This window comes from Pelomonas sp. Root1444 (genome assembly GCF_001426885.1).
Lineage (GTDB): Bacteria > Pseudomonadota > Gammaproteobacteria > Burkholderiales > Burkholderiaceae_C > Pelomonas.
Genome location: NZ_LMFP01000003.1, coordinates 341,815 through 362,495 on the forward strand (window position 1 = coordinate 341,815; position 20,681 = coordinate 362,495).

Genomic DNA, 20,681 nt, shown 5'->3' on the forward strand with positions numbered 1-20,681 from the left:
CGGGCGCTCAGCCCGTCTTGTCGCCGCGCAGCCTCTGGGCCGGCCACTGCGCCACCAGCAGCGCTGCGGCCATCAGCCACATCGGCGCGGCCAGCGCGGTGGCAGCGGCCAGCATGCCGAAGCCGGCCGGCATGGCGACCGTGGCGCTGTTGACCGTCAGCATGCGCAGGCCCAGCGCCTGGCCGTGGCGCTCGGACGGCGTCACGCGGTGCAGCATCGCCATGACCATGGGCTGCACCGAGCCGAGCGCGATGCCGAGCAGCGCCGAGCCGCACATCAGCCCTGCGGTGCCCGGCAGCCAGGCGTAGGCGATGAAAGTGAGCATGGCCAGCAGCATGGCCGAGCGCAGTGCCTTGACCTCGTCGATGTCGTCCGCGAAGCGCACGATGGCCAGGCGCACCACGGTGGCAGCCGCCGCGAAGCAGCCCAGCACCAGCCCGATGCTGGCCGCCGACAGTCCGCGCGAATGGCCCACGACGGGCACGACGAAGCTGTGTGCGTCCCAGCAGGCCGACATCACCAGGTTGACCAGGATGAGGCGCCGGAACGCCGGCAGGCGGAACAGCCGCCAGGCCGCCGGCTCGCGGAAGCTCTTGGTGAAGACGGCCGGCGGATGGCGCGGCACCTTCTGCGCCAGCGCCCAGGCCAGCAGGGGCAACCCGGCGGCCAACGCGAAGGCGGCCGTCATGCTGACGTAGTCGATCAGCAGGCCGGCCAGGATGGGCGCGAGCGCGTTGGACATGGCCGGCCCGAGCGCCATCCAGCTGAAGATGCGCTTGAGCTCGCCCGGCTCGTCGGCCATCAGCCCGGCCTCGCGCTGCAGTGCCACCGCCGCCACCGCGACCGCGCCGCCGCACAGCAGGCAGCCGGTGGCGATGGCCCACAGCTGCTGCACGCTCAAGGCCAGCAGCGCGCCGATGCCGGCCATCAGCACGCCGACGCCGACCGGGCGGTGAAAGCCATGCCGGTCCGCCAGCCGGCCGGCCCACAGTGACAGCGCAATGGGCGCCACGGCGAACAGGCTGAGCAGCAACCCCACCGAGGCCTCGCCATAACCGCGGTCCAGCACCCACAGGCTGGCGGTGACGCGGGTGACCGCCATGCAGGCGTGCACGCAGATCATCGTGGCGATCAGCCACGGGAAGACATGGCGCAGGCTCTTGCTCTGGCCTGGCGCCGCGTCGCTCACTCGCTGTCCTCGACGCTCTCGGCCAGGCCCAGCTGCAGCATGCGCTGCGCGGCATCGTCCGGCAGCGCCTCGACGCCCTTGAGCTTGCGCGTCATCGCGCGTGTGCGCACCTCGGCGGCGTCCAGCGTGTTGCCGGCTTCCTCGAGCTTCTTCTTGGCCTTGGCCAGCACGTCGCCGAACTTGCCGAACTCGGTCTTGACGGCGCCCAGCACCTCCCAGACCTCGGCGCTGCGCTTCTCCAGCGCCAGCGTGCGAAAACCCATCTGCAGGCTGGTCAAGGTCGCCAGCAGCGTGGTTGGCCCGCACAGCATGACCTTGAACTCACGCTGCAGGCCCTCCAGCAGGCCGGGGCGGCGCAGCGCCTCCGCATAGAGGCCCTCGGTCGGCACGAAGAGGATGCCGAAGTCGGTGGTGTGCGGCGGGGCGATGTACTTGTCGCGGATGGACCGTGCCTCCAGCCGCAGGCGCGCCTCGATGGCCTTGCCCGCCGCGTCGGCCGCGGGCGCGTCGGCGCGCTCCTGGGCGTCGAGCAGGCGCTCGTAGTCCTCGCGCGGGAACTTGGCGTCGATGGGCAGCCACAGCGGCTTGCCGTCGTCGCGCTGGCCAGGCAGCGAGATCGCGAACTCCACGCGCTCGTTGGAGCCCGGCAGCGTCGCCACGTTGCAGGCGTACTGCTCGGGCGTGAAGACCTGCTCCAGCAGGCCCGCCAGCTGCACCTCGCCGAACACGCCGCGCGTCTTCACGTTGGTCAGCACGCGGTTCAGCGAGCCGACGTCACGCGCCAGGTTCTGCATCTCGCCCAGGCCCTTGTGCACCTGCTCCAGCCGCTCGGCCACCTGCTTGAAGCTCTCGCCCAGGCGCTGCTCCAGCGTCGCGTGCAGCTTCTCGTCGACGGTGGCGCGCATCTGCTCCAGCTTCTTCTCGTTGTCATGCTGGATGCTGGTGAGGCGCTGCTCCACCGTCAGGCGCAGCTCGGCCAGGCGGTGCTCGTTGCTGGTGGACATGGCCTGCAGCTGCTCGCGCATGCCGTCGGCCAGGCGCTGCATGGACTCGGCCTGCGCCTGCATGCTGCGCAGCGCGGCGGCGTCCTGGGCCTCACGCGCGGCCAGCGCCTGCTGCGCGAGGGACTGGTTGCTGCCCTGCAGTCCCTGCGTCAGCACCTGCTGGAACTGAGCCAGGCCCTGCAGCAATTCCTGCCGGGTGGAACTGCCGCTGCGGCCCAGTTCATCGCGGAGTTCGCGCTCCATGCGCTCGTTGCTCTGCAACAGCTCCGGCGGCACGCGGTGCGCTGCCTTTTGGCGAGCCCAGATCAGCAACAGCAGGACAAGGATCAGGGCCAGCAGGCCCAGCAGCAACACGTCGAACAGGCTCATGCGGACGATTGTCGCCGCGGCAGCAATCCCCGCGCCGCCACTGCGCCACTGATTCAGAGCGCCTTGAACAGGTGGTGATACGGCGTCGACACCTTCAATCGCTCAGGCCGCCCCTTGATCTCCAACGCCAGCGATTCGCCCGCACGGTGCACGCCGTGCACATGGCGACGGTTGACCACCACGCTGCGGTGGACCTGCATGAAGCGCGCCGGGCCCAGCCGCTCCAGCAACTCCTTCAGTGACAGACGGACCAGCCCGTCGCAGTCCGCGGCCACGACGCGCGTGTACTTGCTGTCGGACTCGAAGTACTGCACGTCGTCCACGTGCAGCAACCGCACCTGGCTGCCCACGGCCACCTGCAGCCAGTCGTCGCCCGGGCTCGTGGGTGAAGAGGTCAGCGCCTCGCGCAGCCGCGCCACCGTCTTGGCCAGCCGTGGCAGCTCGACGGGCTTGAGCACATAGTCCACCGCCTGCGCCTCGAAGGCCTCCACCGCATGCGCGTCATAGGCCGTCACGAAGACGACGCGTGTGTTGACACCCTGCAGCGCGTCGGCCACCTGCAGGCCGGTCAAGCCCGGCATGCGGATGTCCAGGAAGGCCAGCTGCGGCCGCAGCCGCTGGATGGCCTGCAGCGCCTGGATGCCGTCCGCGCATTCCTGCAGCAGCCGCAGCTCCGGCCACAGCTGCGTCAGGCGCTCGCGCAACGCCGCACGCATGAAGGGCTCGTCGTCGGCCAGGATGGCGGTCGGGGCGCCGTCGTCGGTCATGGCTTCTCCAGCGGCACGACCACGCTGGCGAGCACGCCGCCGTCCGTCATTGGTGAGACGGACAGCCGTGCGCGCCCGCCATGGATGCCCTGCAGGCGCTCACGGATGTTGTGCAGGCCCGTGCCGCCGCCCTGCGTCGCCGCGCCGCCCAGGCCCACGCCGTTGTCCTGCACGCTGACGTGCAGCTCAGCACCCACCTGCCGCGCGAACACGCGGATGCGCACCGGCCCGGGCTTGGGTTCCACGCCATGCTTGATGGCGTTCTCCACCAGCGTCTGCACCACCAGCGGCGGGAACTCGATGTCCGCCAGCGCCTGCGGCAGGTCGACATCCACATCCAGCCGACCGCCCATGCGCAGCCGAGCGATCTGCAGGTAGGCATCGGTCAGCTCGAACTCGCGGCCCAGCGTGGACGAGAACTGCCGCATCGACGGCATGGCCAGCCGCAGGTAGCGGGTCAGCTGGTTGAGCAGGAAGTCCGCCGCTGCCGGGTCGCTCTTCAGCAGGTACTGCACCGTGGCCAGGGTGTTGAACAGGAAGTGCGGCTCGATCTGAGCCTGCAGCACGGCCAGCCGGGCTTCGGCCAGGCACCGGGCCATGTCGGAGGTTTCGGCGCGCTGGTCGGCCTGCTCTACGCGCGATTGCCATTTCAGCGTCGTGCGATGACGGTGCACCAGGGACAGCAGATACAACGGACCTGCGCCCAGGGCAACGGCAAAGTGCAGTGGACGCAGCAGGCCCGGATGACGATGTTCGAGCGCCCACAACACGACTCCACATGCCATCTCCGCCACCAGAAGTGCGGGCAGCCACTGGGCCAGCGCCCGCCGAACGCTCGGCCTGTCGCCCTCAGTTCGCGCAAGCCACCAGCTCGCAGCCTCGATAGGCAAGGTGGCCGACACGACAAATACGGCCATCAGTTGGAAATTCGGCTTGCCGGGGGCCAGTCCAGGCTGGCCCAGCGGCCACAAGCCAGCCAGCAACGCACCGGCGTACACGACCAACAGCGCGATCAGGTTGCTCGGCCGTCGGTAGGCGACGAACAACGACGCATTGGCATTGGTCCAGTTGAAGGCAGTCGACGCATACGCGGCGAACGCCGCCAAAAAGAACAGGCCCGCTTCGCTCCAGCGCGGATCGATCCTCCCCAACAGGGCGTTGGCCAGCGCCAGCACCACGAAGATCGGAACCAGGAACCAGCCCGGGTTACGGCGGCGAGCCTGTTCATGGCTTCGATCAGGCCCCTGGCTGCTTATTGCGTCCTGCACAGTCATTTCTCCAGCAGCGCAGCCGCCCATTGCGGCTCACTGGGACGCAGCATCCCGGTTCGACCGCGCTGCCGCTGCACTGGCGTGACGAATGAAGCCCCTCTGCGACGAACGCCGCTCAGGGAGCGACCAGCCCCGCCACCGCCTTGGGCAGTTCGGCTTCGATCAAGGCCTCCAGCGCCTTGACGCGCTGTTCGGCGGTCGTCGCGGCCCAGGGGTTGGCGCCGGCCTCGGCGGCCACGGGCAGGCGGCTGGCGACAGCGAGGGACTGCTCGCGCCGGAGCTTGAGGTCGCTCAGGTCGATCAGCGCCACGCGGATGGACACATAGGGCGCGAACACCGGCTGGCCCTGCTGGCCGTCGAAGCCGATCTGCGCGCTGGGGCGCTGGTCGAGCACGAAGCCCGGGCCTTCCAGCGTGGTGAGGATGCGCGCGGGCAGCGCGTTAGCCAAGGCCGGCTCCTGGCGGCTGCGCGTGACGAGCAGCAGCTTGGCTGCACCGCTCTGGCGCACCGCGTCGCCGAGCTTGCCGGGCAGCGCCAGCCGGCCGTCGACGAAGAGGTTGGCCGGGTCTCCGAAAAGGCTGCGCGTGGATGAGGTGTAGAGCTTGACCTCGCGCTTGTCGCCGCCTGCCTTGACGGCCTCGTTGAGCGCCTGCAGCACCGCGTTGTCCAGCCCGCCGGCCGGCGTGGCGGTCCACTCGCCGCTTTGCGGTGTGTCGCCGCGCGCCGGCGTCAGGTGGATGAGCTGCACGCTGTCACCGAGCAGGGACAGGGCCGCGAACTTGTTGGGGTCGCGGGGCGTCTTGTCCTCCGCGGCGGGCGTCGGCGCGGGCGGCGGCGGCGGCTTGTTCTTGACGGACTGGCCGAGGGCCAGGGCGGGCAGCAGGGCCAGGACGTACAGCAGGGGCTTCATTGCAGGGGCAGGATTTCCGGGTTCAGCGGGGTCGGGGGCGTCGCGCCGGTCAGTGCAGCAACGAGGTTATCGGCGGCCAGGTCGGCCATGGCCAGGCGGGTCGGCATGGTGGCGCTGGCGATGTGCGGCGTCAGCACGACGTTGGGCAGCGGCAGCAGCGCCGGGTTGACGCGCGGCTCGCCTTCGAAGACGTCCAGGCCCGCGGCGGCGATGCGGTGCTCGCGCAGCGCCGCGGCCAGTGCGTCCTCGTCGACGATGCCGCCGCGGGCGATGTTGACCAGCGTCGCGGTCGGCTTCATCAGCGCGATCTCGGCGGCGCCGATGCAGTGGTGCGAGGCGGCCGAGTACGGCAGCACGAGGATGAGGTGGTCGGCCTCGCGCAGCAGTTCGTCCTTGGACAGGTAGCGCGCAGCCAGCTGGCTCTCGGTCTCGGCCGGCAGCCGCGAGCGGTTGTGATAGATCACCTTCATGCCGAAGCCGGAGTGGCCGCGGCGCGCGATGGCTTGGCCGATGCGGCCCATGCCGAGGATGCCGAGCGTCGTGCCGTGCACGTCAGCGCCGGCCAGGAAGTCCCAGGACCAGCTCTCCCAGCGACCGTCGCGCAGTAGGCGTTCGCCTTCACTCATGCGCCGCGCGGTGGCCATCAGCAGCGCGAAGCCGAAGTCCGCCGTCGTCTCGGTCAGCACGTCAGGCGTGTTGGTGACAAGCACGCGGCGCGCGGTGCAGGCGGGCAGGTCGATGTGGTTGTAGCCCACGCTCATCGTGGAGATGACACGCAGCTCGGGGCAGGCATCGAGCAGTTCGCCGGTGATGCGCACGGTGCCGGTGATGTAGGCGCCGGCCTTGCCCTGTAGGCGGGCGCGCAGTTCGTCGGGCGTCAGCACGGTGTCGCCCGGCACGGTGTCCAGCTCGAAATGCCGCGAGAGCTTGTCGATCACCGCCGCCGGCACGCGGCGCGCCACGAGAACCTTGGGTCTTTTCGTCACATCCATATCCACGTCACCAACAGCAAAAGCGGCAGCATCACCGCGGACGACCACAGCAGGTAGCCACCGAAGCTGGGCATCTTCACGCCGCGCTCCTCGGCAATCGCCTTGACCATGAAGTTGGGCGCGTTGCCGATATAGGTCATCGCGCCCATGAAGACACTGCCGCCGGAGATGGCCGCCAGCACCAGGGCGCCCTCGCCCATCAGCTGCTGCGCGTTGCCGCCGGCGAGGTTGAAGAAGGCAAGGTAGGTGGGCGCGTTGTCGAGCACCGCCGACAGGCCGCCCGTCAGCCAGAAGTAGGCCGCCGGCGACGGCTGCCCGTCCGGGCCGGTGAGCAGGGCCGCCACCGGCGCGAACACGCCGGCCGGGCCGGCCTTGAGCATCGCGATGACGGGCACCATCGTCAGGAAGATGGCGATGAAGAGCTTGGCGACCTCCTGCATCGGCGCCCAGGAGAACTGGTTCTTCTCGCGCACGCCGGCCGGCGTGAGCCACAGCGAGGCGGCGGTCACGCCGACGAGGCCGATGTCGCGCACCAGGGCCTGCAGCGGCAGCGGCGTGCCCCAGAGGTCGAAGACGATGCCGGGCTTCCAGGTGCCGCTCATCAGCACCAGGCCGATGGCCACCGCCAGCGGCAGCAGGTTGATGGCGCCCTCCAGGCCCAGCCGCGGCGCGTCGGGCGTCGGGTCGGCGGGCGTGATGCCTTCCTTGCGATACAGCCAGCTGTCGACGACCCAGAAGACCGCCAGCAGTGCGGCGATCAGGAACAGCGTCTCGCCCCACAGCTGGCCGGCCGTCCAGAAGAAGCTGACGCCTTGCAGGAAGCCGAGGAACAGTGGCGGGTCGCCCAGCGGCGTCAGCGACCCGCCGACGTTGCTGACGATGAAGATGAAGAAGACGACGACGTGCGCGTTGTGGCGGCGGTTGTCGTTGGCGCGGATCAGCGGGCGGATCAGCAGCATGGACGCGCCGGTCGTGCCCATGAGGCTGGCCAGCGCCGCGCCCAGCAGCATCAGGCCGGCGTTCAGCGCCGGGCTGCCGTGCAGGTTGCCGCGGATGAAGATGCCGCCGGCGGTCGTGTACAGCGCGCCGAGCAGGATGGTGAACGGCAGGTATTCCTCGACCAGCGTGTGCACCAGCATGTGGCCGGTCTCCCCGGCGCCGAAGGCCAGCGTGAAAGGCACCAGCAACGCCACCGTCCAGGCCGCGGCGATCTTGCCGAAATGGTGGTGCCAGAAGGCCGGTGCCGCCAGCGGCATTACGGCGATGGACAGCAGCAGCCCGGCGAACGGCGCCGCCCAGGCCAGGTCCAATGCAGACCCCTGCAGCGCCATCAGTCCTCCAGGAAGCGGGTGAACTCGGCCACGGGCGCACGCTCGGTGACGAGGCTGTTCTCGACCGCCGCCGGGTCGGCGTAACCCAGCGACATGCCGCACACCAGCATCTGCTCGGGCGCCAGCTGCAGCTCATCGGCGATCAGCCGGTGGAACTGCGTGAACGCGGCCTGCGGGCAGGTGTGCAGGCCGCGCGCGCGGGCGGCGACCATGATGTTCTGCAGGAACATGCCGTAATCCAGCCAGGAGCCCTGCTGCATGACGCGGTCGATGGTGAAGAACATCCCCACCGGCGCGTCGAAAAAGATGAAGTTGCGCCCATGCTGGTGCTGCATGCGCGCCTTGTCGGTCTTGGCGATGCCCAGCAGGCCGTACAGGTCCCAGCCGACCTTGCGGCGGCGGTCGATGTAGGGGCTGCGCCATTCGGTGGGGTAGTAGGCGTACTCCTCCTTGTGGGCGGCGTTCTGCTCGGGGTCGAGGTAGGCGGCCTGGATGCGCCCGCCGATGCGCTGGAGCGCGGCACCGGTCAGCACATGGACCTGCCAGGGCTGGGTGTTGGTGCCCGACGGCGCGTGGGAGGCGACTTCGAGGATGTCCTCAATGGTCTGGCGCGGCACGGGCGTGGGCAGGAAGGCGCGCAGCGAGTGCCGGGTCTTGATGGCGGCGTCGACGGCGGCGGTCTGCTCGAGTGTGGGCATGTCGAAACGGCTCATGGCGTGAGGCCCTTCAGGGCTTGGAGGTAGGCGGACGGCAGCTCCGCCACCGGGCGGCGGCTGTGCCGGTCGACGTAGACATGCACGAAATGACCTCGCGCCGCGCAGCCGGCGGCGCCTTCGGCGAACAGGCCGATCTCGTAGCGCACGCTGGAGCGGCCCTGTTGTGCGACGCGCACGCCGGCCTCGATGCGCTGCGGGAAGGCCAGCGACTCGAAGAAGTTGCAGTGGGTCTCCACGACCAGGCCGATGACTTCGCCGCCGTGGATGTCCAGCGCGCCGGCCTCGATCAGCAGGCTGTTCACGGCGGTGTCGAAGAGGCTGTAGTAGACGACGTTGTTCAGGTGCCCGTATGCATCGTTGTCCATCCACCGGGTGGTCAGCGGCACGAAGCGGGCGTAGGCTTCGCGGGTATCGGGCTGGGGGCGGGTCGTCATGCGGCCATTCTTCCATGCGCCCCGGCGCCCCCCGGCTTTACGAGGCGAATGCGGCATATGCACTTGCCCAATCAGAGATTCCGGAGAAAACTGCCCCGCGGCCTTGAGTTTCGTCTGAGGCTTGTTTCCCAACGTCCCCAAGGAGCATTCGCATGAACCGATTCCCAGTGGCAGGTCTTGCCATCGCCCTGGCCGCCCTCGTCGGCACGCCGCTTGCGCTGGCCGACAACGCGACCAAGGAAGACGCGGTCGCGACCGTCAAGAAGGGCGTGGCCTACATCAAGGCCAACGGCCGCGACAAGGCCTATGCCGAGATCACGGCCAAGAACCCGATGTTCGTCAAGAGCGACCTCTACCTCGTCGTCTACGGCATGGACGGCAAATGCCTGGCCCATGGCGCCAACGAGAAGCAGGTCGGCCGCGACCTGATCGACCTGAAGGACATCGATGGCAAGGCCTTCGTGCGCGAGCGCGTCGAGCTGGGCAAGACCAAGCCCAACGGCTTCTGGCAGGACTACAAGTTCACCAACCCGGCAACGAAGAAGATCGAACCCAAGCAGATGTACTGCGAGCGGCTGGACGACACGCTCGTCTGCGGCGGCATCTACAAGTAGTCATCCGGCGGATGACGGGCCACCTTCCATGCCGCCGACTGGCTTCGCCAGCGGCCTCTTCCGGAGTGCGACCATGAAGCTGGCCGCGAAGATGCTGTTGCCGCCGATGGCGGCGCTGGCGGTCGTCCTGGCGATCGGGCTGGGCGGCAACATGCTGTCGCTGCGCGAGGTCGTCAAGGCCAACGAGGCCGACCAGCAGCGCAACGAAGTCTTCATGACCATGGTGTCGGTGCAGACCCAGGTGGGCGAGATGCACGGCGGCGTCTTTCGCACCATCGCGCTGATCGCCTCGCTGGATGAGGCCAAGGTCAAGTCGCTGCGCGGCCAGTTGAAGGCCCAGGTCGACGGCCTGTCGCGCACGCTGGGCACGCTGTCCGACATGCCCGGCACGCCGGCCGGCACCGAGGCTCTCGTCAAATCCGCCCTGCCCTTGCTGCAGGCCTACCTCAACAAGGCCGACGGCGCCATCGACCTGGCCTCGGTGGACCCCAACACCGGCGTCGCCGCGATGCAGGACGCCGAGGCGCGCTACAAGGAGTTGGCGGCGCTGATCGGCAAGGTCGTGCAAGGCATGGGCGGCGAGCAGCAGGCCGCCGCGGCGGCGCAGCAGGCCGAGGCGCGCCGACGTGCCTGGATCATTGCCCTGGTCTCGCTGCTGGCTGCCGGCGCTGGCATGGGCATGCTGCTGGTCAACCAGCGCAAGATCACCGCGGACGTGAACGCCTCGCTGTCGCTGGCCGAATCGGTGGCCGCGGGCGACTTGACGCAGCGCGCCGCGCCGCGGGGCGAAGACGAGCTGGCCGGCCTGATGCGCTCGCTCAACCAGATGTGCGAGCAGCTCGGCCAGTCGGTCGGCGACGTCATGCTGGTGGCCGACTCCATCCGCACCGCGTCGGCCGAGATCGCCTCGGGCAACCAGGACCTGAGCACCCGCACGGAGCAGACGGCCTCCAGCCTGGAGATCACCAGCTCGTCGATGGGGCAGCTGACCGGCACCGTGCGCCAGAGCGCCGACAACGCGCAGACGGCAAACCAACTCGCCAGCAATGCGGCCACCGTGGCCCACCGCGGCGGCAGCGTGGTGCAGCAGGTGGTGGACACGATGACCGACATCGCGGCCTCCAGCAAGCGCATCGCCGACATCATCGGCGTCATCGACGACATCGCCTTCCAGACCAACATCCTGGCGCTCAACGCCGCGGTCGAGGCGGCGCGCGCCGGTGAGCAGGGCCGCGGCTTCGCGGTCGTGGCCGGCGAGGTGCGCAGCCTCGCCGGGCGCAGCGCGGCGGCGGCCAAGGAGATCAAGACGCTGATCGGCGCCAGCGTCGAGCGCGTCGAATCCGGCACCCGCCTCGTGCGCGATGCCGGCTCGACCATGGGCGAGATCGTCGGCGCCGTGCAGCGCGTGACCGACATCATGGGCGAGATCAGCACCAGCGCCGCAGCTCAGAGCCGCGGCATCGACGAGGTCACCCAGGCGGTGACCCAGGTCGACGACATGACGCAGCAGAACGCCGCCCTCGTCGAGGAAAGCGCCGCGGCGGCCGAGTCGCTGCGCGAACAGGCCCAGCGCCTGGCCCAGGTCGTCAGCCAGTTCCGCGTTCGCTGACCCAGCTCGCCCAGCTTTCGGCGGCCAGGTTCAGCGTGTTGACCTGCACGGCGACCGTCGTCGCCAGGTCGTGGCCATAGCCGCCGGCCATGCTGAGCGCGACGGGAACGCGGTGCTCGCGCAGTGCCGCCAGCACGCGGCGGTCGCGCTCGGCCAGGCCGTCGTAAGTGAGCTTCAGCCGCCCGAGGCGGTCGGCCTCGTGCGGGTCGGCCCCCGCCAGGTAGAAGGCCAGGCCTGGCTCGCAGCGCTGCCAGACTTCGGCCAGCGCCCGGTCCAGCGCAGCCAGATAGTCGGCATCGCCGCAGCCGTCGGGCAGTTCCACGTCCAGGTCGCTCGCCTCCTTGCGGAACGGGAAGTTGCGTGCGCCATGCATGGAGAAGGTGAACACCGTGTCGTCGTCACGGAAGATGGCCGCCGTGCCGTTGCCCTGGTGCACGTCGAGGTCGATGACGAGGATGCGCAGCAGGCTGCGGCGGGTCCTGGCCCATTCGGCCTGCATCAGCCGTGCGGCCACGGCCACGTCGTTGAAGACGCAATAGCCCGAGCCCTTGTCGGCATAGGCGTGGTGGGTGCCGCCGGCCATGTTGGCGGCCACGCCTTCCTGCAGCGCGGCGCGGGCGGCGGCGATGCTGGCGCCAACGGAGTGCCTGGAGCGGGCTGCCATCGACGGGCTCCACGGGAAGCCGATCTCGCGCTGCTGGGCGGCGCCGAGATGGCCATGGGTAACGGCGTCGACATAGTCCGGCGTGTGCGCCAGCGCCAGCTCGCCCTCGGTCGCGGCGGGCGCCGCTGCCATCCTGAGCAGCCCCGGCTCGCGCTCGAAGTGCTCGCGCAGCAGCCGGTACTTGGACTGCGGGAAACGGTGCCCCGGCGGCAGCGCCAGGCTGTGGGCGTCGGAATGAAAGGCGAGCATGGCACGACGATATCCGCCCGCCTGTCACATCCCGATACCCCCTAGTTTTGCTGCGCTGCACAAAAAGCTCTTGCAATCCCTGGGTAAGCCCCTATCATTCAGGTCATGTTGCAGTGCAGCAAAAGAAGCACAGCAAACGGTTCAACCATCAATCGGAGTCCTACCTATGCTGACCGCTGAACAAGTCCTCGCCGCCCACAAGGCCAACCTCGAAACCCTCTTCGGCCTGACGAACAAGGCGTTTGAAGGCGTTGAAAAGCTCGTCGAGCTGAACCTGCAAGTCGCCAAGACGGCGCTGAGCGAAGCCGCTGACACGACCGCCGCCGCGCTGTCCGTCAAGGACGCCCAGGAACTGCTGGCCCTGCAAGCCGCGCTGCTGCAGCCGACCGCCGAGAAGGCCGCTTCCTACAGCCGCCACCTCTACGACATCGCCTCCAGCACCGGCGCCGAAGTGGCCAAGGCCGCTGAAAGCCAGTTCGCCGACGCGCAGCAGAAGTTCTCGGCCCTGGTGGACAACGCCGCCAAGAACGCCCCGGCCGGCACCGAGAACGCCGTCGCGCTGGTGAAGTCCGCCGTCGCCACCGCGAACAACGCGTTCGAGTCGGTGCAGAAGGCCACCAAGCAAGCCGTCGAAGTGGCCGAAGCCAACTTCCAGGCTGCCACCACGCAGGCCGTCAAGGCCTCGCAGACGGCGACCCGCGCCGGCAAGCGCGCGGCCTGATCCTCGGATCCCCGCTGAACAAGGCCCGGTGCACCGCACCGGGCCTTTTTTCATGGGCGCCGCCAGGGCCGGCGAGCGAGCCGCTGCGTTCCCGTCCTACAGCGGCACGCCGCGCCCGCGGCCAGACTCGCCGCATGCTAGACCGCGTTCTCACAGCCCTTGCCCCGCTGGGCCGGGTGCTGAAGTTGACGGCCGATGGCTTCATCGACAACCGCGGCCCGCGCATGGGCGCGGCGCTCGCCTACTACACGCTGTTCTCGTTGGCGCCGCTGCTGCTGATCGTGGTCTCGGTGGCCGGCCTGGTGTGGGGCGGCGACGCGGTGCGCGGCGAGTTGGTCGAGCAGTTGCAAGCCCTGCTCGGCGCCACGGCCGCCACCACCATCGAGCAGATGCTCAGGAGCGTCGCCTGGCCGGCGGGCGGCTGGCTCAGCACGCTGGTCGGCCTGGCGCTGATGTTGATCGGCGCCACCACCGTGTTCGCCGAACTCCAGGACGCGCTGGACACCATCTGGCAGGTGCCGGCCCGGCCGGTGCAGGGCTGGTGGGCCTGGCTGCGCGCGCGGCTGCTGAGCTTCGGCCTCATCCTGGGTCTGAGCTTCCTGCTGCTCGTGTCGCTGCTGCTTGGCGCCGTGCTGTCGGCCGCCGAGATCTGGTGGAAGCCCTGGTTCGGCGACTGGCTCTATGTCGCGGCCGTCGCCAACACGGTCATCAGCCAGGGCCTGGTCGTCGCCGTGTTCGCGCTGATCTTCAAGTGGATGCCGCGCGCCCGCATCGCCTGGCGGGACGTGCTGCTGGGCGCCCTCGTCACCGCCGGGCTGTTCGAACTCGGCCGGCGCGTCATCGGCGCTTACCTGCAGGGCAGCGGCGTGGCCTCGGGCTTCGGTGCGGCGGCGTCGGTCGTGGCGCTGCTGGTGTGGGTCTATTTCTCCGCGCAGATCCTGCTGATCGGCGCGGAATTCACCTGGGCCTATGCGCGCGTGCTGGGGTCCCGCCGAGAGCCGACGGCCTCGGCGGCTCGGGCACACTTGCAGCCCGAATACGCCCACCCGACGCGATGATGACGACCACCGACGACGGCCTCCAGCTCCACACGCGCCACTGGCCCGCCACCGCGGCCGGGCGCGGCCAGCTCCTCATCGTGCACGGCCTGGGCGAGCACAGCGAGCGCTATGCCCATGTCGCCGCCGCGCTGAACGCCAAGGGCTGGGACGTGCACGGCTGGGACCACCGCGGCCATGGCCGCAGCGAAGGCCCGCGCGGCGACATCCCTGACCACGGCGCGCTGCTGCGCGACACCGCCCGCGTCATCGACGCCGTGCGGCGGCCCGGCGGCCCCTTCGTGCTGCTGGGCCACAGCCTGGGCGGCGTCATTGCGGGGCGCTTCGCCGCGGAGGCGCTGTCCGCCCGCCCGGCTGCCTGGAGCCGGCCGCTGGACGGCCTGGTGCTGTCATCGCCTGCATTCAACCCCGGCCTGTCGGGCCTGCAGACGCTGGCGCTGGCCGTCGCCGAGAAGCTGGCGCCGGGTCTGGCCGTGGGCAACGGCCTCAAGCCCGAGTGGATCAGCCGCGACCCTGCCGTCGTCAGCGCGTATGCCAGCGACCCGCTGGTGCACGACCGCATCACGGCTCGGTTGACGCGCTTCATCGTCGATGCGGGCGAGCGTGTCATCGCCGATGCGCCGCGCTGGCGGCTGCGCACCCTGCTGATGTGGGCCGCCGATGACCGCTGCGTCGCGCCGCGTGGCAGCGAGGCCTTCGCGGCTGCGGCGCCAGCAAACGTCGTCGCGACCCGGCCCTGGCCGGGGCTGTATCACGAGATCTTCAACGAGCCCGAGAAGGCCAACGTCCTCGGCGTGCTGACGGACTGGTTGAACCGCTGACCCGCTGCAAGGCGGCATCGGCTAACGCGCCGAGATGATCTCGTCCAGCCGGTCGACCACCAGTTCCAGCCGCAGCAGCGGGTTGTCCATCTCCATCAGCCGCTGGCGGTCGTCAAGCGGCATGGGCAGCAGCTCGGCCCAGCGGTTGGCCAGCCAGCCGGCGTCGTCCCATTGATAGGGCGGCTGTACGGGCAGGTCGTCCGCCGGCGCGCGTTCGCGCCAGCCCGCCAGCAGGTCTTGCAGCTCATCAGCGGCCAGCTCCAGGTCCTCTGGCACCGGCACGCCGGCCGGGTCGTCGGGCAGCAGTTCCAGCTTGCCGACCCACAGGCCGTGGCTCAGGCAGCGCGAGGACTGCAGCCTGAAGCGCTGCGTGCCGCGCGCTCGGAGGTGGATCAGGCCGGGCTGGTCCTGCTCGAAATGCTCGATGCGGGCGAGCGTGCCGATGTCGTGGAAGGCCTCGCGCAGGAAGCCCTCGCCCTCGCGCTGCCGCACCTCCTGGCCCTCGGTCAGCGCCACGACGCCGAAGGCCTGGCCCTGCGCAAGGCAGCGCTGCACCATGTCGAGGTAGCGCGGCTCGAAGATCCGCAGCGGCAGGCGGCCGCCGGGGAAGAGCACCGAGCTCAGCGGGAAGAGCGGGATCTCGGTTTCCATGCCGAGGCTACCTGGTCTTCTCGGCGACGCGCTGGCGCAGCAGCGGCAGCATGGCCTGCGCGGCGTCGCGGCCGGCCTGGATGGCGCGGCGGCGGGCAGTGAAGTCGGCGCTGCTGACGCCGTCCAGCCGCGGGCGGATGACCGCATCGGCCTCGCGCAGCTCGAAGGTGTTGATGCTGCGGCCCATAATGGCAAAGGTCTGCATCAGCATGCGGAATGCGTCGCCCGGCGGGTCCTTCTCGGGCGGCGAGGTGATGTCGACCGCGATGACCAGCTGCGCGCCCATCTCGCGCGCGAAGCGCACCGGCACCGGCGACACCAGGCCGCCGTCGACGTATTCGCGCTGGCCGATGCGCACCGGCTGGAACACGGCGGGCACGGCGCTGGAGGCACGCACCGCCGTGCCGGTGTCGCCGCTGCGGAACAGGATGGCCGAGCCGTCCGACAGGTCCGTGGCGACGATGCCCAGCGGCAGCGCCATCTGCTCGATGCCCTTGCCGCCGGTCTTGTCGCGGATGAAGCGCGCCAGCGCCTCGCCGCGGATCAGCCCGCGCAGCGGGAACGACCAGTCGGTGATGCCGCCTTCGTCCATGCCTTCGGCCAGCGTCTGCATCTCCTTGCCGCCCTTGCCCGAGGCATAGAGCGCAGCGACCAGGCTGCCGGCCGAGGTGCCGGCGACGAGGTCGACCTTGATGCCGTTCTCCTCCAGCACCTGGATGACGCCGATGTGCGCAAAGCCCCGCGCCGCGCCGCCGCCCAGCGCCAGCCCGATGCGCGGCGGCTTGGGCGGGGGCTTGACGACGGCGATGGGGTCAGGCGTCGGCACGACGATCGGCGCAGGTGGCTGCGTCGGGCCGAAGGCACAGGCCGACAGGGCCAGCACGAGAGCAAGGGAAGCGAGGCGGCGGAACATAGCGCGCATCATCTCAGCAGCGCGCATACATCTTGCGGGCCGAGCGCCGGGCCGCTCCCAAGCCGGCCTGCCTTCGGCGATGTGATCGCGGCTCAATGCCGAGGGCATCGCCGTCCCCGCGGGGGACCGGCTGGGCTCGCCCGCGTCCAGCGAGCGAGACTGGACGAGGGACTCCCACACTTTCAGCCGAGTTTGTAGCTCTGCAAGTGGATGCTGGTCTCGGTGCCGGCGATGCCCTTGATGAGGCGCACCCGCTCCAGCACGTCGGCCAGCTCCTGCAGGCTGGAACTGCGGATCTCGGCCAGCAGGTCCCAGCGGCCATTGGTGTCGAACAGGCCGGTGATGCCGGGCTCGCCCAGCAGCATGGCCACGACCTCGCGCGTGCGGTTGCCTTCGACGGTGATGCTCATCCAGGCGGTGATCTGGTCCGGCATCGAGTCGGGCCGCAGCCGCACCGTGTAGCCGGTGATGACGCCGCTGTCCTCGAGCCTGGCGATGCGGTTGGTGACGGTGCCGCGCGAGACCTGGAGCTTGGCGGCCAGCGTCGCGACGCTGGCCCGGGCGTTGGCGCGCAACAGCGCGAGAAGTTGTTGATCCAGGGCATCCATTGAGCAGATCGTCAATTTCCATTGCCATTTTGTCAAATGGCCGTGCATTTCTGGTCAGGAGTTGATCTTCTGTTTTGCAAGCCGGCTCGCAAGAATGGCCCAACCCCAGGAGACCGACATGACCACCACCCTGCTGACCACCCAGGACGTCGCCCGCCTCGTGCAGCGCGTGGGACTTCCCGATTTACTACGCCGCCTCGTCGCCTATCTCGAAGCCGACTACCTGCGCTGGGCCGAGTTCGACAAGACGCCCCGCGTCGCGGCCCATTCGCCGGACGGCGTGATCGAGCTGATGCCCATCGCCGACGCCAGCCTCTACAGCTTCAAGTACGTCAACGGCCACCCTAGAAACTTCCGCCACGGCCTGCCCACCGTCATGGCTTTCGGCGTGCTGGCCGACGTGGCCACCGGCGCCCCCGCGCTGCTCTCCGAGCTGACGCTGACCACCGCGATGCGCACCGCCGCCACCTCCGTCATGGTCGCCAAGCGCCTGGCCCGCCCGGACAGCCGCGTGATGGCCTTGATCGGCAACGGCGCGCAGAGCGAGTTCCAGGCCCTGGCCTTCCATCACCTGCTAGGCATCCGCGAGCTGCGCCTGTACGACATCGACCGCGCCGCGACGGCCAAGCTGGTGGCCCACCTCAAAGACACGCCGGGCCTGACGCTGACCGTCTGCGCGTCCACCGCCGAGGCCGTGAAGGGCGCCGACATCATCACCACCGTGACGGCCGACAAGACCAACGCGACCATCCTCACGCCCGACATGATCGAGCCGGGCCAGCACATCAATGGCGTGGGCGGCGACTGCCCCGGCAAGACCGAGCTGCACCGCGACGTGCTGGCCCAGGCCCGCGTCGTCGTCGAGTACGAGCCGCAGAGCCGCATCGAAGGCGACGTGCAACAGATGCCGGCCGACTTCCCCGTCACCGAGTTCTGGCGCATGCTGGCCGGCCAAGCGCCTGGCCGCGAGTCCCGCGAGCAGGTCACGGTGTTCGACTCGGTCGGCTTCGCATTGGAGGACTTCTCCGCGCTGCGCTTGCTGGCCGACCTGAGCCAGCAGCTGGGGCTGGGCTCGCCGCTGGACCTGATCCCGCGCATGGCCGACCCCAAGGACTTGTTCGGCGAACTGCACCTGAGCCACCAACTTCAGGTGGCCTGAGGCTGCGGCTTAGCGCGTCAACACCATCGACAGGAACGCGCGGTTGGGGCCGTTGGACAGCTTGAAGAAGAGCTTGTTGCGGCCTTTGTTGAAGTGCAGCACACGCTTGCCCTCGGTGCGGTTGTAGTCGCGCAGGTAGCCCGCGTCCCGGTTGAAGATGGCGTCGAAGTACGTCGCCTTGTTGACATTGCCACCCTTCCACACCATGCGGTCGTTCAGGTAGACCTGGACGTCATCGTCGGCGCCGATCCACGCCGTCAAGTCGCAGGCCTCGTCGACGAAGACCTCGGTGTAGCCGTAATAGACCGAATCCTCGACCTGATCGGGCGGCTCGAACGGATAGCGTGGCTCCGTCACGTAGCGCCACTTGAGCAGACGCTTGTCCTTGCCGTAGTACACGGCGTCCAGCAGCACCGCCTTCTCGGGCGGGTAGGCGGGGTTGTCGAACATGCCGGCCGCGTGCCGGCCGGCAAACGGTCCGATCACATACCAGCTGTTCAGGTAGACACGGTTGGCGTACTCCCCGCCCGCGCCGAGCATGCGCCCGTGTCCGCGCACCAGGCTGCCGGCATCGACCGGCGGGATCTGGCCCTGACCGCGGTCGAAGATCTGGGTGCTCCCGCCGGCGTAGGACCTCGATCGCATCGCCTTGTCCTTGCGCTCATCGCCGCCGATGAAGTCGGCGATCTCGGCTTGCACTGAAGCGTCCGTGCCGCGTTCCTTGCCGGGCCGTGCTGCCGGCTTGCCGGCCGCGCCTTCGCCGCTTTCGCCTGCGCCTGCATTCTTGCCTTCGACCGGCACGCCGTTCGCCTTGGCTTCCAGGCGTTGCTGGCGCTTGGCCAGCGTGGCCCGCGCCTTGGCTTCGAGCGCGGCGACTTCGCTGTCCGCCATATCCTGGGTGATGGACACCTGCGCACTGCCGTCCGCCTTGCCTGCGGCGGCTTGCGCCTCGCTCGCCTTCGCCCCAACGTCCTGCATGGGTTTGGCCGGCATGCCGCCCTCGTTGGGTTCAGGCGCCTGGGGCGCGGCAACCGGTGGCGGCTCGGTCGCTGGCGGCGGCTTGGGCACACCGGTCAGTTGCGCCAATTCGTCGGCTTTGATCTCCTTGTCGAGCGCGTCGATGGCCTTGGACAGTTCACGCGCCTGCTCCACCATCTCCTGCGGCGTCTGCGGGGTCGCCATGGCCGGGCCCGGCTCGAGCTCCATATCCGCGGATTTCTCCATCAGCTGCTTGATGGTCTGCAGATCCTGCAGGCGCTTGGCCGTGCTGACCGCGCCGGTCGCACGCAAGCTGGATGCAACCTCCATCTCCTCGGCCGCCCGCTGGCGCGAGTCCTGCTCATAACTGCCGAAGCCGTACAGGAGTACCAGCACCGCGGCGTGGACGAGCACGGACATCGACAGGTAGGGCCGGCGCCCGATCTGTGTGGCCGCTGCGGTGAACAGCAACAGCAGCGGGGAGCGTTGTGCTGGCAGGCTCATTGCCGGGTGTGCATCGAGATCTTGGTGAAGCCCTCGAACTGGCACAGATCCAGCACGTGCACGATGGACTGGTAACGCGCCATCTCATCGCCATCGATGCGGATCGGGCGGCCGGGGTTGCTGGCGGCCTCCTGCTTGAGGCGGTCATGCAGGCCCTGCACCGAGACCTTGCTGCCGTCGACATACAACTTGCCCTGCTTGTCGACGCCGATCGTCAGCGGCGGTGCGCCGGCGCCCACGCGGTCCAGGCTCATCTGCGCAGCGGGCAAGGTGACCGGCAATTCCTTCTGCGGCTTCTCCCCGGCCTGCTGCTTGAACGAGGTCGCCACCATGAAGAACATCAGCAGGAAGAAGATGCAGTCGATCAGCGCGATCAGGCCGATCTCCGGCTGCTCGTCCTCGCCCAGGTCAATGCGCATGCTGCACCATCCGCAGGGCAGGCGCTTCCGGCTGAGGCAGAAAACGCTGGTTGATCAGCGCGTTGATCTCCCTTTCAAGCGCCAAGCCGAGCGTCGCCAGGCAATGCTTGAAATAGTGGTGCATGCCCAAGGCCGGCAAGGCCACCGTCAAACCGGCGGCGGTGTTGACCAGCGCCTTCGAGATGCCGCCCGCCAGCAGCGCCGGGTTGCCCATGCCCTCGGCGTAGGCGATCACATGGAAGGCCTCGATCATGCCCACCACCGTACCGAGCAGGCCGACGATAGGCGCGACGGTGGCGACGATGGCCAGCGCATAGGCCTTCTGCTGGTGCTGGCGCAGTTCCATCGACGCCATGTCGCCCGCGGCGCTGCTGACGACCTCATAGGGCTGATGGCGGTGCGCCACTAGCCATGCGACCACGCGCGCCAGTGTGCTGCCGTCTTCAGCCAGCAGCTTGTCGATCTCCGCGAAGCGATGCGCCGTCCACAGTGGCTCGATGCGCGCCACCAAGCCGGACGGCACCACGGCACGGGCGCGCAGGTGCAGGAAGCGCTCGATGGTCACTGCGAGGAACAGGATGGACAGGCCGAGCGTGACCAGCACCGCAGCGCCGCCCTCGGCGAGCTGATCGACCAGGTTGATCTCGGCTGCCGAGGCGAGGCCGGGGAGGCTTGCCGCCAGAAGGGCGGCGGCGATGCGTTTCATGCGGGTCATCCTGCTGTGGGTCGA

At 69.3% G+C, this 20,681-nt stretch carries 22 protein-coding genes; 6 read left to right on the forward strand and 16 right to left on the reverse strand.

Features of this window, described 5'->3' with window-relative positions; genetic code table 11:
• Window positions 1-7: 7 nt before the first annotated feature.
• The 9 genes from ASD35_RS04370 to ASD35_RS04410 all read right to left on the reverse strand — a co-directional run bounded on the left by ASD35_RS04370 (window position 8) and on the right by ASD35_RS04410 (window position 8,983).
• The gene (locus ASD35_RS04370; RefSeq protein WP_082579911.1) at window positions 8-1,189 is read right to left on the reverse strand and encodes an MFS transporter; all 1,182 of its coding nucleotides are present in this window, start codon (window positions 1,187-1,189) and stop codon (window positions 8-10) included.
• A complete protein-coding gene (locus ASD35_RS04375; protein ID WP_056873677.1) occupies window positions 1,186-2,562 on the reverse strand; it encodes a DNA recombination protein RmuC in 1,377 nt (458 codons plus the stop codon). Before ASD35_RS04375 ends, ASD35_RS04370 begins: the two co-directional genes overlap by 4 nt.
• A 53-nt stretch (window positions 2,563-2,615) precedes the next feature.
• On the reverse strand, window positions 2,616-3,329 hold the full coding sequence (locus ASD35_RS04380) for a LytTR family DNA-binding domain-containing protein (protein WP_056873678.1): 714 nt from the start codon (window positions 3,327-3,329) through the stop codon (window positions 2,616-2,618).
• On the reverse strand, window positions 3,326-4,603 hold the full coding sequence (locus tag ASD35_RS04385; RefSeq protein ID WP_162254422.1) for a sensor histidine kinase: 1,278 nt from the start codon (window positions 4,601-4,603) through the stop codon (window positions 3,326-3,328). The genes ASD35_RS04380 and ASD35_RS04385 overlap by 4 nt, the downstream gene beginning before the upstream one ends.
• Before the next feature lie 112 nt (window positions 4,604-4,715).
• Window positions 4,716-5,510 carry a hypothetical protein gene (locus ASD35_RS04390; protein WP_056873680.1) on the reverse strand — a complete coding sequence of 265 codons (795 nt, stop codon included), beginning with the start codon at window positions 5,508-5,510 and terminating at the stop codon, window positions 4,716-4,718.
• A complete protein-coding gene (locus tag ASD35_RS04395; RefSeq protein WP_235538239.1) occupies window positions 5,507-6,496 on the reverse strand; it encodes a D-glycerate dehydrogenase in 990 nt (329 codons plus the stop codon). The genes ASD35_RS04390 and ASD35_RS04395 overlap by 4 nt, the downstream gene beginning before the upstream one ends.
• Window positions 6,493-7,833 carry a sodium:proton antiporter gene (locus ASD35_RS04400; RefSeq protein ID WP_056873682.1) on the reverse strand — a complete coding sequence of 447 codons (1,341 nt, stop codon included), beginning with the start codon at window positions 7,831-7,833 and terminating at the stop codon, window positions 6,493-6,495. The genes ASD35_RS04395 and ASD35_RS04400 overlap by 4 nt, the downstream gene beginning before the upstream one ends.
• Window positions 7,833-8,546, reverse strand: coding sequence for a nitroreductase (locus ASD35_RS04405; protein ID WP_056873683.1), 714 nt, complete (start codon window positions 8,544-8,546; stop codon window positions 7,833-7,835). Before ASD35_RS04405 ends, ASD35_RS04400 begins: the two co-directional genes overlap by 1 nt.
• Window positions 8,543-8,983, reverse strand: a complete 441-nt coding sequence (locus ASD35_RS04410; RefSeq protein WP_056873684.1) for a thioesterase family protein — start codon at window positions 8,981-8,983, stop codon at window positions 8,543-8,545. The genes ASD35_RS04405 and ASD35_RS04410 overlap by 4 nt, the downstream gene beginning before the upstream one ends.
• Window positions 8,984-9,135: 152 nt before the next feature.
• Between ASD35_RS04410 and ASD35_RS04415 the strand changes: the two genes are divergently transcribed.
• Window positions 9,136-9,597: a cache domain-containing protein gene (locus ASD35_RS04415; protein WP_056873685.1), complete on the forward strand. Its 462-nt coding sequence runs from the start codon at window positions 9,136-9,138 to the stop codon at window positions 9,595-9,597.
• 73 nt (window positions 9,598-9,670) lie between these two features.
• A complete protein-coding gene (locus ASD35_RS28370; protein WP_082580030.1) occupies window positions 9,671-11,206 on the forward strand; it encodes a methyl-accepting chemotaxis protein in 1,536 nt (511 codons plus the stop codon).
• On the opposite strand, the gene ASD35_RS04425 is transcribed toward ASD35_RS28370, so the two are convergent.
• Window positions 11,184-12,119, reverse strand: a complete 936-nt coding sequence (locus ASD35_RS04425; RefSeq protein ID WP_056873686.1) for a histone deacetylase — start codon at window positions 12,117-12,119, stop codon at window positions 11,184-11,186. The genes ASD35_RS28370 and ASD35_RS04425 overlap by 23 nt on opposite strands.
• Before the next feature lie 166 nt (window positions 12,120-12,285).
• On the opposite strand from ASD35_RS04425, the gene ASD35_RS04430 reads away from it, so the two are divergent.
• The 3 genes from ASD35_RS04430 (at window position 12,286) to ASD35_RS04440 (ending at window position 14,719) form a co-directional block, all read left to right on the forward strand.
• Window positions 12,286-12,840 (forward strand): phasin family protein, encoded by a 555-nt coding sequence (locus tag ASD35_RS04430; RefSeq protein WP_056873687.1) that lies wholly within the window; start codon window positions 12,286-12,288, stop codon window positions 12,838-12,840.
• Between the two features lie 134 nt (window positions 12,841-12,974).
• Complete coding sequence (locus ASD35_RS04435) at window positions 12,975-13,898, forward strand: YihY/virulence factor BrkB family protein (RefSeq protein ID WP_082579913.1); 924 nt, start codon at window positions 12,975-12,977, stop codon at window positions 13,896-13,898.
• On the forward strand, window positions 13,895-14,719 hold the full coding sequence (locus ASD35_RS04440) for an alpha/beta hydrolase (protein ID WP_056873688.1): 825 nt from the start codon (window positions 13,895-13,897) through the stop codon (window positions 14,717-14,719). Before ASD35_RS04435 ends, ASD35_RS04440 begins: the two co-directional genes overlap by 4 nt.
• Window positions 14,720-14,740: 21 nt before the next feature.
• On the opposite strand, the gene ASD35_RS04445 is transcribed toward ASD35_RS04440, so the two are convergent.
• From ASD35_RS04445 to ASD35_RS04455, 3 genes are all read right to left on the reverse strand, one after another.
• The gene (locus ASD35_RS04445; protein WP_056873689.1) at window positions 14,741-15,370 is read right to left on the reverse strand and encodes an LON peptidase substrate-binding domain-containing protein; all 630 of its coding nucleotides are present in this window, start codon (window positions 15,368-15,370) and stop codon (window positions 14,741-14,743) included.
• Between the two features lie 7 nt (window positions 15,371-15,377).
• On the reverse strand, window positions 15,378-16,283 hold the full coding sequence (locus ASD35_RS04450; RefSeq protein WP_157275373.1) for a patatin-like phospholipase family protein: 906 nt from the start codon (window positions 16,281-16,283) through the stop codon (window positions 15,378-15,380).
• Window positions 16,284-16,465: 182 nt separating this feature from the next.
• A complete protein-coding gene (locus ASD35_RS04455; RefSeq protein WP_056873691.1) occupies window positions 16,466-16,891 on the reverse strand; it encodes an Lrp/AsnC family transcriptional regulator in 426 nt (141 codons plus the stop codon).
• A gap of 118 nt (window positions 16,892-17,009) precedes the next feature.
• Between ASD35_RS04455 and ASD35_RS04460 the strand changes: the two genes are divergently transcribed.
• A complete protein-coding gene (locus ASD35_RS04460) occupies window positions 17,010-18,050 on the forward strand; it encodes an ornithine cyclodeaminase (RefSeq protein WP_235538240.1) in 1,041 nt (346 codons plus the stop codon).
• 9 nt (window positions 18,051-18,059) lie between these two features.
• Here the strand turns inward: ASD35_RS04460 and ASD35_RS04465 are convergent, their stop codons facing one another.
• From ASD35_RS04465 to ASD35_RS04475, 3 genes are read right to left on the reverse strand one after another with little or no spacing between them, the layout of a single operon-like run.
• Complete coding sequence (locus tag ASD35_RS04465) at window positions 18,060-19,532, reverse strand: hypothetical protein (RefSeq protein WP_056873693.1); 1,473 nt, start codon at window positions 19,530-19,532, stop codon at window positions 18,060-18,062.
• Window positions 19,529-19,951 (reverse strand): biopolymer transporter ExbD, encoded by a 423-nt coding sequence (locus ASD35_RS04470; RefSeq protein WP_056873694.1) that lies wholly within the window; start codon window positions 19,949-19,951, stop codon window positions 19,529-19,531. Before ASD35_RS04470 ends, ASD35_RS04465 begins: the two co-directional genes overlap by 4 nt.
• Window positions 19,941-20,657: a MotA/TolQ/ExbB proton channel family protein gene (locus tag ASD35_RS04475; protein ID WP_157275374.1), complete on the reverse strand. Its 717-nt coding sequence runs from the start codon at window positions 20,655-20,657 to the stop codon at window positions 19,941-19,943. The genes ASD35_RS04470 and ASD35_RS04475 overlap by 11 nt, the downstream gene beginning before the upstream one ends.
• Window positions 20,658-20,681: the final 24 nt, after the last annotated feature.

Excerpts from the sequence above, each read along its gene's own strand:
- ASD35_RS04375 (WP_056873677.1), bottom strand. The coding sequence starts at position 2,562 with ATGAGCCTGTTCGACGTGTTGCTGCTGGGCCTGCTGGCCCTGATCCTT.
- ASD35_RS04380 (WP_056873678.1), bottom strand. The coding sequence starts at position 3,329 with ATGACCGACGACGGCGCCCCGACCGCCATCCTGGCCGACGACGAGCCC.
- ASD35_RS04385 (WP_162254422.1), bottom strand. The coding sequence starts at position 4,603 with ATGACTGTGCAGGACGCAATAAGCAGCCAGGGGCCTGATCGAAGCCAT.
- ASD35_RS04390 (WP_056873680.1), bottom strand. The coding sequence starts at position 5,510 with ATGAAGCCCCTGCTGTACGTCCTGGCCCTGCTGCCCGCCCTGGCCCTC.
- ASD35_RS04400 (WP_056873682.1), bottom strand. The coding sequence starts at position 7,833 with ATGGCGCTGCAGGGGTCTGCATTGGACCTGGCCTGGGCGGCGCCGTTC.
- ASD35_RS04405 (WP_056873683.1), bottom strand. The coding sequence starts at position 8,546 with ATGAGCCGTTTCGACATGCCCACACTCGAGCAGACCGCCGCCGTCGAC.
- ASD35_RS04410 (WP_056873684.1), bottom strand. The coding sequence starts at position 8,983 with ATGACGACCCGCCCCCAGCCCGATACCCGCGAAGCCTACGCCCGCTTC.
- ASD35_RS04415 (WP_056873685.1), top strand. The coding sequence starts at position 9,136 with ATGAACCGATTCCCAGTGGCAGGTCTTGCCATCGCCCTGGCCGCCCTC.
- ASD35_RS28370 (WP_082580030.1), top strand. The coding sequence starts at position 9,671 with ATGAAGCTGGCCGCGAAGATGCTGTTGCCGCCGATGGCGGCGCTGGCG.
- ASD35_RS04425 (WP_056873686.1), bottom strand. The coding sequence starts at position 12,119 with ATGCTCGCCTTTCATTCCGACGCCCACAGCCTGGCGCTGCCGCCGGGG.
- ASD35_RS04430 (WP_056873687.1), top strand. The coding sequence starts at position 12,286 with ATGCTGACCGCTGAACAAGTCCTCGCCGCCCACAAGGCCAACCTCGAA.
- ASD35_RS04435 (WP_082579913.1), top strand. The coding sequence starts at position 12,975 with ATGCTAGACCGCGTTCTCACAGCCCTTGCCCCGCTGGGCCGGGTGCTG.
- ASD35_RS04440 (WP_056873688.1), top strand. The coding sequence starts at position 13,895 with ATGATGACGACCACCGACGACGGCCTCCAGCTCCACACGCGCCACTGG.
- ASD35_RS04445 (WP_056873689.1), bottom strand. The coding sequence starts at position 15,370 with ATGGAAACCGAGATCCCGCTCTTCCCGCTGAGCTCGGTGCTCTTCCCC.
- ASD35_RS04450 (WP_157275373.1), bottom strand. The coding sequence starts at position 16,283 with ATGTTCCGCCGCCTCGCTTCCCTTGCTCTCGTGCTGGCCCTGTCGGCC.
- ASD35_RS04455 (WP_056873691.1), bottom strand. The coding sequence starts at position 16,891 with ATGGATGCCCTGGATCAACAACTTCTCGCGCTGTTGCGCGCCAACGCC.
- ASD35_RS04460 (WP_235538240.1), top strand. The coding sequence starts at position 17,010 with ATGACCACCACCCTGCTGACCACCCAGGACGTCGCCCGCCTCGTGCAG.
- ASD35_RS04465 (WP_056873693.1), bottom strand. The coding sequence starts at position 19,532 with ATGAGCCTGCCAGCACAACGCTCCCCGCTGCTGTTGCTGTTCACCGCA.
- ASD35_RS04470 (WP_056873694.1), bottom strand. The coding sequence starts at position 19,951 with ATGCGCATTGACCTGGGCGAGGACGAGCAGCCGGAGATCGGCCTGATC.
- ASD35_RS04475 (WP_157275374.1), bottom strand. The coding sequence starts at position 20,657 with ATGAAACGCATCGCCGCCGCCCTTCTGGCGGCAAGCCTCCCCGGCCTC.